12 protein-coding genes are annotated in these 13,040 nt (G+C 37.0%); all 12 read right to left on the bottom strand.

The window, feature by feature from the left end:
• Window positions 1–12 precede the first annotated feature (12 nt).
• The gene (locus B154_RS0101390; RefSeq protein WP_018611241.1) at window positions 13–1,266 is read right to left on the bottom strand and encodes a glycosyltransferase family 2 protein; all 1,254 of its coding nucleotides are present in this window, start codon (window positions 1,264–1,266) and stop codon (window positions 13–15) included.
• A 17-nt stretch (window positions 1,267–1,283) separates the two neighbouring features.
• Window positions 1,284–2,576 (bottom strand): ABC transporter ATP-binding protein, encoded by a 1,293-nt coding sequence (locus B154_RS0101385; protein WP_018611239.1) that lies wholly within the window; start codon window positions 2,574–2,576, stop codon window positions 1,284–1,286.
• 12 nt (window positions 2,577–2,588) lie between these two features.
• Window positions 2,589–3,437, bottom strand: a complete 849-nt coding sequence (locus tag B154_RS0101380) for an ABC transporter permease (protein ID WP_018611237.1) — start codon at window positions 3,435–3,437, stop codon at window positions 2,589–2,591.
• Window positions 3,438–3,520: 83 nt separating this feature from the next.
• On the bottom strand, window positions 3,521–4,534 hold the full coding sequence (locus B154_RS0101375) for a glycosyltransferase family 2 protein (protein WP_018611236.1): 1,014 nt from the start codon (window positions 4,532–4,534) through the stop codon (window positions 3,521–3,523).
• A gap of 572 nt (window positions 4,535–5,106) precedes the next feature.
• On the bottom strand, window positions 5,107–6,087 hold the full coding sequence (locus tag B154_RS0101370; RefSeq protein WP_018611235.1) for an aldo/keto reductase: 981 nt from the start codon (window positions 6,085–6,087) through the stop codon (window positions 5,107–5,109).
• Window positions 6,088–6,402: 315 nt separating this feature from the next.
• Window positions 6,403–7,074 (bottom strand): phosphate signaling complex protein PhoU, encoded by a 672-nt coding sequence (gene phoU, locus B154_RS0101365; RefSeq protein WP_018611234.1) that lies wholly within the window; start codon window positions 7,072–7,074, stop codon window positions 6,403–6,405.
• A gap of 28 nt (window positions 7,075–7,102) precedes the next feature.
• Window positions 7,103–7,861, bottom strand: coding sequence for a phosphate ABC transporter ATP-binding protein PstB (pstB, locus tag B154_RS0101360; RefSeq protein WP_018611233.1), 759 nt, complete (start codon window positions 7,859–7,861; stop codon window positions 7,103–7,105).
• A complete protein-coding gene (pstA, locus tag B154_RS0101355; RefSeq protein ID WP_018611232.1) occupies window positions 7,843–8,688 on the bottom strand; it encodes a phosphate ABC transporter permease PstA in 846 nt (281 codons plus the stop codon). The genes pstB and pstA overlap by 19 nt, the downstream gene beginning before the upstream one ends.
• Window positions 8,681–9,583: a phosphate ABC transporter permease subunit PstC gene (pstC, locus tag B154_RS0101350; protein WP_018611230.1), complete on the bottom strand. Its 903-nt coding sequence runs from the start codon at window positions 9,581–9,583 to the stop codon at window positions 8,681–8,683. Before pstC ends, pstA begins: the two co-directional genes overlap by 8 nt.
• An 82-nt stretch (window positions 9,584–9,665) precedes the next feature.
• Window positions 9,666–10,769: a phosphate ABC transporter substrate-binding protein PstS gene (gene pstS / locus B154_RS0101345; RefSeq protein WP_018611228.1), complete on the bottom strand. Its 1,104-nt coding sequence runs from the start codon at window positions 10,767–10,769 to the stop codon at window positions 9,666–9,668.
• Window positions 10,770–10,810: 41 nt separating this feature from the next.
• Window positions 10,811–12,004, bottom strand: a complete 1,194-nt coding sequence (locus B154_RS0101340) for a hypothetical protein (RefSeq protein ID WP_157580345.1) — start codon at window positions 12,002–12,004, stop codon at window positions 10,811–10,813.
• A gap of 268 nt (window positions 12,005–12,272) precedes the next feature.
• A complete protein-coding gene (locus tag B154_RS0101335) occupies window positions 12,273–13,037 on the bottom strand; it encodes a sulfite exporter TauE/SafE family protein (RefSeq protein ID WP_018611226.1) in 765 nt (254 codons plus the stop codon).
• Window positions 13,038–13,040 lie beyond the last annotated feature (3 nt).

The raw sequence follows: 13,040 nt of genomic DNA, 5'->3' as shown, positions 1-13,040 counted from the left end.
TTTTTTTTAGGATTATGAGAGCGGATTTTTTCTGTTTCTATAAAAAAATCTAACTCCCGACACCAAGCCTTTTACCTCGCTGATTAAAGTTCTATAACGAAAAGAATAAGATGGAAACCCAATCCTAAATAGCAGCAAATAATACTTAGGAATTTCATAAAACAAGTAGCGCCGGTAGCCCGCTTTTTTATTTTGAGAATGCTGGATTAAAACCGAAGCAGCGTGACCACGCATATAATTAAATATCTGCTTGTGTAAAGCGCTTATCTCGCGACGATGTTCGTGATATACTACTGCCCTTGGATTGTACTTAATTTTAAAGCCTGCAAGTAGAATTCTGTACCATATTTCTGAATCTCCGCTACAGCCTGCTGCACCCACATCAAGCCTCTCATCAAAATAATTTATTTTGTTAAGCACTTCCTTACGAAATGCCATATTTGCTCCGGCTCCAATATCCCATACTTTTGGGGACTTTGATTTTAAAAAATCTTGATCAAATACTTTATCTACATATCCCTTATTAAAGCTCCAATGCTTTTCAAAAATCTGCTGGCTTTCAGTATCAAGGGAAGATGCTATTACTAAACCAGTTATCGCATCTGTATCTTCAGAAATAAAAGACTCCCAGACACGATAAGTCCACATTGGGTGCAGGAATACATCATCATCGGTGTATGCAACTATGGGATAAGAAGCTTTTTTTGCACCGGCATTTCGTGCGATATCCAATCCCGGTCTCGCTTCAAGCAAGTAGGTGGCATTGGGAAAATTTTCCACCACCAACCTTGTATTATTATCTGTAGGGGCATTATCAACCACTATGATTTCTTTTGGCGTACATATTTGCTTCTGTAAGCTTTCTAAGCACAACTGTAAACGTTTACTTCGGTTACGGGTACAAATAACAACAGATATTTCGACTTCTCCAGGTAGTTGCTCTGCGATAAACGCAGCGAATATTTTGTCCAATATTTTAGAGAAAAGGGGAAAATTATCAGAGAGGTATGCCTCTTTATAACTACTTGTGAAAGCCGCCTTTTCAGCATAATAATTAATCGATGGAGTGACGGCTTTAATAACCATGTTTTTAAACTCCTCATTGTCTATTTCTTCTTCGCGGCAAATGTATAAGTCCCCTAGTGGTATAGAATGCCACCAAAACACCAGATAATACCCAGTTTCATTGATAGATAAAGCTGAAATATTTGTGATCTTTTCATTAAGAAATACATTATTCAGAGTATATGGTGAGTGAGCCGCCATTAATCAACTTATCAATTTTAAGTCAAAAATTTTCTGTTCAAATGAGAATCTACTTGAGAAAGTGTAATTGGAAATTGGGGACGTACATAACCCATCCACTTCCCATACCAATTGATGTTCTCCCGATAATCCTCTACCTCAAAATATAAACTTTCTTCATAATAATACAATACTTCAGAAGAGTCTTTTACGAAAATGAGCGAAAAATAATACGAACCATCGTTTAAAAAATTTCCCGGTATATGACATTCTCCTTCAATTATTCCTTGTTTAAAAGTGCCGGGAGTATGGGAAACATCAAAAATGCACTCATCAGCCAGCGTAAAAAGATGCAAGCCAACGGCAAGAATGATATCATCGGTATTATTATAAAAACGAAATTTCACTACTAACGGTGTACGAATGTCAACCGGCGAAAGAGGAGAGGAAAGTTGAGGAACAAGTTCAAAAAGAAGAACTTTTATAAGATGATTTCCAGGAGCTTCTTTAATTGAAAATTCTTGTTTCCAGGATTTCTTCTGTGCTGCACCTAAATAATGATTAACAACTGTTTTTGCTTCTCCCTTTGAAATAACCTGGCCTTTATCGAGCCATATAGCGTTAGAGCAAAGGTTGCTGATAGCTTGCAAATTATGACTGACAAATATAATAGTACGACCTTTTTTAGATGAAGCATCCTTCATTTTACCCAGGCATTTTTTCTGAAATTCAGCATCCCCAACTGCCAGGACTTCATCTACTATTAATATATCAGGTTCAAGGTGGGCAGCCACCGCAAACGCAAGTCTTACATACATTCCTGAAGAGTATCGTTTGACAGGCGTATCTAAAAAATTTTCCACTCCCGAAAATTGAACAATTTCGTCAAATCTTGCCCTGATTTCACTTCTTGTCATCCCCAACATGTGTCCACTGATAAATATATTTTCCCTTCCTGTTAATTCCTGGTGAAATCCTGTGCCTACCTCCAAAAGGCTGCTGACTTTTCCTTTGCCTTTAACTGTACCGGTCGTAGGTTTTACTATTCTTGACAGAATTTTCAAAAACGTTGATTTGCCAGCCCCGTTGCGTCCTATAATTCCACATGCCTCTCCTTCTTTAATCTCAAAATCTACATTTTTTAAGGCCCATAAATATTCTTTATTTACAACTTTATCGCTTTCATTTATTGTTTTAAAATAAGGGTCTTCTTTTTTCAAGATGCTTTTTTGAACCCATTTCTGTAAATCTTTTCTTAAAGACCCTGAACCAATAGTGCCTAGCCTGTACAACTTTGAAATATTTCTTGCCTCTATTACAATATCTGACATATCTGATTTTGATTACATTACATCTACTAACCTGTCACTCGTTTTATTAAATAATAATATTCCCGATAATAATATCATAAACATGAAAACTATACTATAACTAAAATAAATCCATGAAATATTGCCTTTCCCTAAAAAGGCATAACGAAATAATTCAAACAGAGATGAGAGGGGATTAACATTGATAAGCCATTGAATACTTTTTGGAACAATTGCAAGGGAGTAAAAAATCGGGCAGACAAACATTAACAATCGTAAGCTTAGCTGCAACAACCCTAACAGGTCTTTATATTTAGTTGACAAGATAGAAAAAATAAGGCCGCCACCTAATGCTATTCCGGAAATTGTAATAATAACCGGTATAATAATTAGTAACCGTACTGGATTTAGTTGAACTTGTCCGACTTGCCAGAAGTAGATTAAAACTGCAAATAATAGAAGCAATTGAATTCCAAAACGAATAAGATTTAATAACAGCGTAGAAAAAGGCGATATAAGACGGGGAAAATATACTTTGCTATAGATAGATGAATTATTAAGAAATGTGTATGCTGTATCAAGAAAGAGCTCAGAAAATAAATTCCATAAAGTAATGCCTGTAAGATAATATAGAAAGGTTGGTAACCCTTCGGTAGAAAATCCCATTACTTTTTTAAATACCAATACATAAGTTATCACCGACAGTAAAGGTTGTAACAACACCCAAAAAGGACCTAACAAAGTTTGCTGGTACGAGGACAGAAATTCTTTTCGCACCAGGCTAAACAATAGGTCTTTGTATGAATAAAACTCTTTAAAACCTACACCTGCCCAGGTTGTGTTTGCTTTGATCTCCCAATCCCACTGAGAATGTTGTTTCATAATAGTAATGCATTATTTAATCATATTCTATTAAGACAGTTAAAACAAAAAATGAGGTATTGAAGGTTAATGAACGTGATTTCTCATTTTATCACTGATTTATAAAACCTTTCCAATTCCTTGTATCGCAGCAGATACATTAAATAAAAGCGGGAAAACCAATAAAACGTTTTTAAGTTAGAATACATTTTAAAAGCGCCTTTTGCTTGATTAACAGCAGCTTTTCTATTCCATGATAGCAACTCATTCGCCACCTTAATTGAATAAATTGAATTATTTAATAAAGCCTTTTTTTTAAGTTCGGCACGAACCCCTGCAGGAAGATAGTTTTGAATAATATTAATAACCTTAATGATGTCTTTAATATTTTGGCCAGTAAGAAAAGATTGGTGGCTAATTCCAATCTTTTGAGCAATCCTATAGCATGCAACACATTTTGATGAGTAAGCCAACGGAAATCGTGAAGCTATCCGTGTCCACATTTCCCAATCTTCACCATAATGTACTGCAAAAAAACTACCCAGTTCTTCATAAACACTTCTTTTAACTACTATGGCTGGAGGTTGTATTAATTGACGTTCAGCTATTTTAAATAAGAAGTTTTCAATTATGCCCGTTTCTGAATCTATCCGGTTTTTTACGGTTATTTCATTACTATCTTTATCTAGGAAAGAATAGTCTGTAAAAGCAGCTCCGATTTTAGGATATGTTGTAAACAACTTGGCTACCTCTTCGTAAAAGCCTTCTTTTACTCTATCATCCGAATGTAATATGTGAACCAGGTGGCCTTTAGCTCTGTTAATACACGTCTCAAAATTTCTAAGGCTTCCAACATTTTTCTCCTGCCTGAAATACGAAATACGGCCTTTTCCTATTTCCTGTACTAATGCTTCTACATTCCCATCTGTGCTACAGTCATCGATTACTTCTATTTGCATCATTTCTGTTCCTGGGTCTTGCATAACGACACTATACAAAGCTTCTTTGAGGTAACAGAAACTATTAAAAGTTGGCACCATTACCGACAATAGGGGGCGATGAATACCTGGAGGAAGGGGTACGATGACAGGAGGTACTTTTGGAGTGCGTTCATTCATTCATTTAAAAAATAAAAGTCATTAAAATGCGTTTCACGTCTTTTTATTTAAAAAAGTATAAATGGAGGTTATTGGCATTTTATTCTAACAGCCCTGTGGTTTTTCGGATACTAGGCTAACTGTAAAATATGCAAAAAAATTTAAAATATCAAATATACTTAGGTGAATTATAAAAGATATAAAAATAGCTGATTGGCAAGCCATTACTAATGCGTTAAACTATTATATATCTTTTAAGTAAAAACAAGAGTGATTGGTATTGAACAAAAAAGAAGCAGTTTTTTTGCTGCCACCGCGACATTCAATACCGGCCAAACTCTCCACAAGGGGTCCGATCTACAATCAGTTGCGGGATCATTTCATGTAGTTATTGGAGCATCTTAGCGGCGGCTTTGCCGGCCAATCACGCAAAATCGAATAAAAATAAAAGAAGACGTTAACAGGAGAGGGGTGACTAGGGGCGTATGACTTTTTCCTAGCCGCGCCCCGGCATCTTTTGATGATTTCTAATAAAAATCATTCTTTTTCTTTCAAATTGTTTTTTTTGTCGCAAAATAAAATGATCAGCGCTTCTATGAATGGCCGAGAACCGGATGAGGCCGATATGGCTCTTCGAGTCTTTTAATATCATCTTCAGATAGCTTTACTGAAAGTGCACCTACTGCATCTTCAAGATGGCCGGGTTTGCTTGCCCCAATTATAGGTGCTGTTACAACTGACTTTGAGAAAAGCCATGCTAATGCTATTTGCGCATTTGGTACACCTTTTTCTTGTGCAATTTCGTTTACCAGGTTTGAGATATTGAAGTCATCATCACGTGTGTAAATCGATTTTCCAAAGGCATCTGTTCGTGCACGTTCTGTTTCCCCGCCACCTTTTGTACGTTTGCCTGTTAGTAATCCCCTGGCTAATGGAGACCATGGAATAACTGCAATATTTTGATCTTTACAAAGTGGCAGCATTTCACGCTCTTCCTCCCTGTAGACAAGATTGTACTGTGGCTGCATACTTACAAAACGTGTCCATCCGTTTAAGTCAGAAGTATAAAGTGCCTGTGCAAATTGCCATGCATACATACTTGATGCACCAATATATCTTGCTTTACCCATTTTAACTATGTCATGCAATGCCTCCAGTGTTTCTTCAATTGGTGTTTCATAATCCCAGCGGTGTATCTGGTAAAGATCCACATAATCCGTCCCTAGACGCTTTAGGCTCGCATCAATAGAATCCATAATATGTTTCCGCGATAAACCCTTGTCGTTTGGACCGGGTCCCATTGGACCATGTACTTTCGTTGCAATAATAACCTGTTCGCGACTTGTGAAATCTCTTAGGCCCCGTCCCGTAACCTCTTCGCTTAAACCAGTGGAGTATACATCGGCAGTATCAAAAAAATTAATTCCTAGCTCCAATGCTTTTTTTATAAAAGGTCTGCTTTGTTCTTCGTTTAATGCCCAGGGCCAGCGTTCGGTTGGTGTTCCATACGTCATACAGCCCAGGCATATTCTCGACACCTTTAGCCCGGTATTTCCAAATCGAATATATTCCATATAAAGATTAATTAATAGGTGTAGCTTTTGGCAATTTATTTAAATAAACCTTACCAGGTTTTTATAATCAATTTTATTGCCAGCCCCTTATTCATTCCGCCGGCTATTGGATTAGGTGATAGCAGTCTAGTTAACAAATGCTTCAAAGGAGGAATATGAGCTAATTGAATTACCTATCCTATTATTCAAATGCTTGAAAAAGGAAGTATCCCTAAAAGAAACTGAAAAGTGCGCAATGAAGTAAATTTAAAGTCGATTAGCATGTTACAAAATGAGCGTCAGGGCGACCTTCTGGTCCAGTTGCTTTTTGTTAATTTACTCTTTCTCTTTTCTCTTGGCATGTTTTATAACTTTTGCTTCCAGGTAAAATATTATTTCTTCTGAAATATTCTCTGCCTGGTCTCCAACTCTTTCCAGTCTTCTGATGATCGATAAGATATTTAGCGCCTGGTGCAAATCTTCCGGATGTTCTCTTAAATAACTACTTAAAAGATCGTTTGCTTTACGGTTAATTGCATCTAAAAATTCATCTCGTTTAAATATACCGCGAGCGGTTGCTGTGTTTTCCTGCTCAAATGCGGTTTGAATTTCTTCTACTACCAGTACAGCCTCACCATACATTTCAATTACTTTCGTTTGATCTAATAAAGCTTGTTTAAATGGTGTTTCTGTGTCAATAATTAATTTAGCTATACCTTCCGCTATGTCACCGATTCTTTCCAGGTTTGTATTTATTTTTAACACTGCCAATATAAATCTTAAATCAACCGCAACGGGTGAATAGATAGCGAGAATATTTTCACAATCCTTTTCTATTTGTAGTTCGGCGCCGTTAACACGCTTTTCAATCATTACCACTTCTCTTGCCAAATCTTTATCAAAATTTAGTAAAGAGGATAATCCTTTTAAAAGTTGAGAATGTACAAGCTCATACATTTTTACAACTTCTTCTCTTAATTGCTTTATTTCTGTTTGAAATTGTGTCATAAATTATCAATTTGATTCTGCTATAGAACTAACTAAATCTGCCTGTTATATAATTTTGTGTTCTGCTGTCTTTAGGGTTAATAAACATTTCTCTTGTATCATCATATTCCACTAATTCCCCTAAAAAGAAAAATGCCGTTTTATCACTTACTCTTGCAGCTTGCTGCATGTTATGGGTTACGATAACAAGCGTAAAATTCTTTTTAAGCTCATGCATTAACTCTTCAATACTGGATGTTGATATGGGATCGAGGGCAGAAGTAGGCTCATCCATTAGCAAAACTTCAGGTTCCATAGCAATAGCGCGGGCTATGCACAAACGTTGCTGTTGGCCTCCTGAAAGAAAAGTGCCTTTTTTATGTAATGTATCTTTTACCTCATTCCAAAGAGCTGCCTTTATCAAGGAGTTTTCAACAATACTATCCCTTTCAGATTTTTTAATTTTAAACCCATTCAACTTATACCCGGCAATAACATTGTCATATATGCTTAAATTAGGAAACGGATTAGGACGTTGAAACACCATTCCTATTTTTAAACGTACCAAAATAGGATTTATGCTATAAATGTCTTTATCGTGTAAAAGCATTTTTCCTTCTACCTTGGCACCAGGTATTAATTCATGCATCCGGTTAATACATCGCAGGTAGGTTGTTTTGCCACAACCCGAAGGGCCCATCACCGCCACTATGTTGTTTTTTGGAATATCCATGCTGACGTTCTTAACCACATGGTTATTTCCAAAGTAAGCATTGAAATTTTTGCTACTTAAAATTGCACTTTCCATTTTCTTGTTATCAGCTTTGTTGTAATATTCAATAGTAATACCCAGATTAATAAAATTAAAGATGCCCCCCACGCAAGGTCATGCCATTCATCATATGGACTTGTCGCATAATTAAATATAAGCAAAGGCAGGCTTTGCATAGGCTTAAGCACGTTTGTAGTTAAATAAGGATTACCAAATGCCGTAAAAAGTAAAGGAGCAGTTTCGCCGGCAATACGTGCCACAGCTAACATTACTCCCGATAAAATTCCACTTATTCCACAAGGTATAATTACGCGCAAAATTACTTTATGATATGGTAAGCCTAAAGCAAGTCCTGCTTCTTTTAAAGACGATGGTAAAAGTTTCAAGGTTTCTTCCGTTGACCGGATAACGATTGGTAACATCATAATGGCTAGGGCAATACTGCCAGATATCGCAGAAAAACTACCCGATGGCTTTACAATCCAAAAGTAAATTACGATTCCTATAACTATAGAAGGAGTTCCCTGCATAACATCTACAGCTAACCTGCTCCAATATGCGAGTTTACTGTTTCTGTTTTCGCTTAAATACACTCCGCACAATATGCCGATAGGAACTGCAATAACTGCTGCAACTAAAACTATTAATAAACTTCCGGCCAATGCGTTGGCTATACCTCCTCCTATTTCCCCTACAGGCTTTGGAATATTGGTAATAAAATGCCAGCTAAGTTTAGAAAGCCCGGTTTTTAAAACATAGTATATAATTGCAAAAAGGGGTATGGTTATGAGAAAAGCAAGCAACATAATAAAATATTCAAAAACTTTACTTGTTGCTAATCTTAACTGAAGTCTTTTATTCATTTGAGAAACGTTTTATAATCAGTTTTCCTATAATATTGATGACAACCGTAACAATAAAAAGTACTAATCCCAGCTCGATCAGCGCAGATAGATAAAGTGTACGGTCGGCCTCGGTAAACTCATTGGCTATTACGCTTGCCATTGTGTTAGCAGGCGAAAAGATACTGTCAGGCAAAATGCTTGTATTACCAATTACCATCGTCACGGCCATTGTTTCGCCCAGTGCCCGCCCCAGAGATAATAGTAAACCGGCAAATAATCCTGATTTTGTTTGAGGCAATATTACATGTCTTAACACTTCAAAGCGTGTTGCTCCTAATGAGTAAGCTCCTTCTTTCAAGTCTGATGGAACAAGCCTGATTAACTCTCTTCCCAGGGAAGCTGCATACGGTATAATCATAATCGCCAAAACGAGCGATGCTGTTAATATACCTACACCATACGGGGCAGCCCCCACTTTCACTTCAAGGCTTCTTACCATTGGCACTAAAACTACTAACGCCCAGAAACCATAGATAACAGAAGGTACAGCAGCAACCAATTCAACTATGTTTTTTAATAGTTCAGATAACCATCCTTTTGTTTGATACTCACCCAGGTAAATGGCAATAGCATAAGAAAATGGTATTGAAATTAACAGTGCTAAAAAAGAGGTAATAAGTGTTCCTAACAGAAATGGTAATGCACCGTAAACATTACTAACAGGGTCCCAGGTTGTACCAAAAAAATAACGTGTACCTAGTGATTGAAAGGAAGGTATAGAGTGGATGACAAGGGTAAGAAAAATGGCGATAGCTATAACCATCATGGCTATGGCTGTAAAAACTAGAAATCGTTTAAAAGCTGTTTCGGTTCTGATCTTTCTATAAGAAAATACCTTTTTAACTACGTCCATAAACTAAAGTGTATTGTAAAGAATTACCCACAGTAGTAAAACTGCGGGTAATTTATATTTGATTTCGCTTTTTTTATGCCTATTACATCGCTGGTTTTCCTTTATAGGTAGCTGACTTCAATATGCTTTCGGCAACCGCTACGGCCGAGGGTGAAAGAGGAGCATAATTAAGTCCCTCGCAATATTTTTGGCCCTCATGAATATTCCACCACAATAGCTTTACCAATTTGTTACTCCGGTCTTGCGAACGGTTGTTATAACCCTGCTCTTTATAAATTAGAGCCCAGGTAAACCCACTAATAGGATAACCATCCGCAGCATCGGTATTGGTGAGCGATACTTTTGCATCCGCAGGTAATTGTATATTTCCTGCAGCACTTGTAGTGGTAACGCTCGGTGTAATAAAGTTACCAGCTTTGTTTTGTATTTTAGCAAAAGCCATTTTGTTTTGAGCTGCATAAGCAAGTTCAATATAACCAATTGCACCTGGTGTTTGTTTTATAAGACCTGCAACACCTTCGTTACCTTTGCCACCCAAGCCTACAGGCCAATTGATAGAGGAACCTGCCCCAGGCTTTGTGTTCCACTCAGCATTTACTTTTGATAAATAAGTAGTGAAAATGTTAGTTGTTCCACTGCCATCTGAACGGTGGGCCACGACTATCTTTGTGTTTGGAAGCGTAACGCCTTTATTGGCTGCTGCAATTTGCGGATCGTTCCACGATTTTATTTTGCCAAGAAAGATGTTGGCAATAATATCCGGAGTAAGTTTGAGGGTGTCTGTAACGGAGGAAAGGTTATAACTTAAAACTACAGCACCCGAGCACATGGGGATGTGAAGTACCGGCGCTCCAATTTTCTGAGTTTGTTCTTCATTAAGGGGTGCATCGCTATCTCCGAAATCTACCGTTTTGTTGGTTAGTTGAAGTATCCCACCTCCAGAACCGATAGACTGGTAATTTACTCTTAAACCCGTTACTTTATTGTATTCTGAAAATAACTTTGAAAACAAAGGATACACGAATGTGCTTCCCGCACCAAGAAGTGTATTGTCATCTGAACTGGCGTTATTGGCCATTTGCCCCGGAGTATTATTGTCACCTCCATTACAGGCAACAAGCGAAATAGCCATAAAAGAAAGACCTGCTAAAAGGAAATTTTTAATTTTTAGACCGATAAGGTTCATATATGTTTTTTTTAAATTTTTATTTATTTTTTTAGGATCTTTTATCTTCCGTATACATAATAGAAGGTAATTCTATAAACAAGATCATGATCATGTGCAGCAGGACCTGTTAAACTACTTTGTGCACCTTTATAACGGTTATACCAGATATTTGGCATAAAATGTACATTTTTAATAGGTGTAAAATCTAATCCTGCTGTAATAAATTTTTCCCTGTTATTGGGTTCGTAAGTAGAGGTGAGCCCACTGTATGTAACGTAATTGAAATCGTTATATTTAGTGTCTGGGTTGTAGCTGTCAAAGCGTGCAAAATAACCGAGTTTTTCTTTGATAATCGACCCCCGGGCAAAAAGGGAGATACCTGTAGCATTGGCACTTATCGTATCTTTTGAGCTTTCTTTATTACCAACTACATCTTGCTGACCATGATTGACAAAAGCTTCTACACCAAAGGTAAATGAAGGGGTAGTATAACCTGCAAATCCTTTAACCATGTTTCTTGAATGGTGAAATGTTGACGTCCAGTTTAATCGCTGGTAATCTGCGTATAGATCAAAAACCAATTTTTTATCTAAAAACTTTGCATATACGTCTCCATAAAACCATTTAAATTTATCATTTTCCGGTCTTGCACTTGTACCATTGCCTACCATAAGGTTATAACCATAGTTGCCCTTTTCAGGGTCAAATTTTCCCTGTAAGGAGGCTCCTAAATCAAAAGAAGGGGTACGACGTATATCTGCTATTGTCCGCTCTATAGAACGATAACCCCAAATTGGTTCTGAAATAAATGAAAAAGCAGGGGTAGCAAGTTGGCCTACTACTAAGTCTGTTCCCTTCCAGATATTTTTATAACGGATATTGGCGTATTTAATATAAAAAGTAAGCTTGCCATTACTTGTCAAATCCCCGTTTATGTTACCATTTTGGTTAGCAATATTATCTTCCGCAGCTAATAACAATTCAGCAGAAAATCTTGGATGAATATCATAGTTATATCCTAAGTAAGCCCGTCTCAACTGAAAAGCATTTCTTCCTTTTTCAACTCCTGTATATTGATTTGCCCCACCCCGATTCAGGTTGTCCGTGTGGGCTTTATAATAAAAATCACCAAAAGTATAACCCCATAATTTTCCACTTGGTTTAAAAGCAGTATCGGTTGTCAATTTTTCTTGTCCGGTAACCAGGTTTATCAATAGGATCTGTACAACAACTACAGTTAGTAGTTTCTTCATAAACTTATTTCTTTTACATTTTTCAAATGCAAAAGTGATCATCTTATGTTACCAAATTGTTAAGCCAAGATGAACTAATTGTTTCCTGTTAAGTAAGAAAGTTTCAGAACATCTACATAGGAAAATGGGAAAGTAGGCACTGAGCCGGTTAATTCATAAAAATAAAACCCCGGAAAGAAGCCGGCTGGCTGGAAAATAAAAAGTGGGAAAGTTTTTTAATAGTTAACGTAACGATAGTTTCCTCGTGTTTTTTTATTCTTTGGTATTTTTATTTCCAATGGGTAATAGTGAAAAAAACGTCGAAACCTCCAAATAGTACCAGCATAACAGCAAATATTTTTTCCAACATTATATTATTCATTCGTAGCGCAACTTTGGCTCCAATATAAGAAAAAGGAATCGAGCCGAGGGAAAGAAGCAAAACAATCATCCAGTCAATATGGCCAAAATACCAATGAGCAAGGGTACCGGGAACAGCTAATCCTGCAGAAACAATTAAGCTACAGGCAAGTGCTTTTTTAGTAGGCATTTTCAAAAACCTGATAAACAACGGGCCAAATAAAACACCGCCACTATTAGCCAGCAGTCCGGAAAGTAAGCCCACTGTGACAGCGACTATAATTATTTTCCATAAAGGGACAATGTCTTTTGAGACTTGTAACTCTGCAGAGGTTGTAATGAAAAAGGAAATTCCAAGTGATAAAACAAAGAGGGCGGTTAATATCATTAGCACACTTCCTTTTATTAGATTGCTGAAGTAAGAACCTATAATGGTAGCAGGAATGCCGAGTAAAATACTAATTAGAGTGACTTTTCCATTTATTAGATTTTTACCCCTGTATGCAAAAGAGGCAGAAAGTGTAGTAGGAAGTGTTGCCGGAAGGGGAGAAGCAAGTGCAGCAAATGGAGTGACACCGGCAAATATTTGAAGAGAAGGTGTAGTAATTGCACTTCCACCCTTTCCTAAAAGACCCGAAAGAAAGCCGACAGCAGCGCCAATAACAAATATTTTACCTTCATTTAACTCGGTCATGAC

This window comes from Segetibacter koreensis DSM 18137 (assembly GCF_000374045.1).
Lineage (GTDB): Bacteria > Bacteroidota > Bacteroidia > Chitinophagales > Chitinophagaceae > Segetibacter > Segetibacter koreensis.
This window is presented reverse-complemented; position numbering and strand designations above follow the sequence as displayed.

What these genes read in the sequence shown, in the direction of transcription:
- B154_RS0101390 (WP_018611241.1), bottom strand. Translation starts at nt 1,266, where the DNA reads ATGGCGGCTCACTCACCATATACTCTGAATAATGTATTTCTTAATGAA.
- B154_RS0101385 (WP_018611239.1), bottom strand. Translation starts at nt 2,576, where the DNA reads ATGTCAGATATTGTAATAGAGGCAAGAAATATTTCAAAGTTGTACAGG.
- pstB (WP_018611233.1), bottom strand. Translation starts at nt 7,861, where the DNA reads ATGGAAAGTGCAATTTTAAGTAGCAAAAATTTCAATGCTTACTTTGGA.
- pstC (WP_018611230.1), bottom strand. Translation starts at nt 9,583, where the DNA reads ATGGACGTAGTTAAAAAGGTATTTTCTTATAGAAAGATCAGAACCGAA.
- B154_RS0101380 (WP_018611237.1), bottom strand. Translation starts at nt 3,437, where the DNA reads ATGAAACAACATTCTCAGTGGGATTGGGAGATCAAAGCAAACACAACC.
- B154_RS0101335 (WP_018611226.1), bottom strand. Translation starts at nt 13,037, where the DNA reads ATGACCGAGTTAAATGAAGGTAAAATATTTGTTATTGGCGCTGCTGTC.
- pstA (WP_018611232.1), bottom strand. Translation starts at nt 8,688, where the DNA reads ATGAATAAAAGACTTCAGTTAAGATTAGCAACAAGTAAAGTTTTTGAA.
- B154_RS0101375 (WP_018611236.1), bottom strand. Translation starts at nt 4,534, where the DNA reads ATGAATGAACGCACTCCAAAAGTACCTCCTGTCATCGTACCCCTTCCT.
- B154_RS0101370 (WP_018611235.1), bottom strand. Translation starts at nt 6,087, where the DNA reads ATGGAATATATTCGATTTGGAAATACCGGGCTAAAGGTGTCGAGAATA.
- phoU (WP_018611234.1), bottom strand. Translation starts at nt 7,074, where the DNA reads ATGACACAATTTCAAACAGAAATAAAGCAATTAAGAGAAGAAGTTGTA.
- pstS (WP_018611228.1), bottom strand. Translation starts at nt 10,769, where the DNA reads ATGAACCTTATCGGTCTAAAAATTAAAAATTTCCTTTTAGCAGGTCTT.
- B154_RS0101340 (WP_157580345.1), bottom strand. Translation starts at nt 12,004, where the DNA reads ATGAAGAAACTACTAACTGTAGTTGTTGTACAGATCCTATTGATAAAC.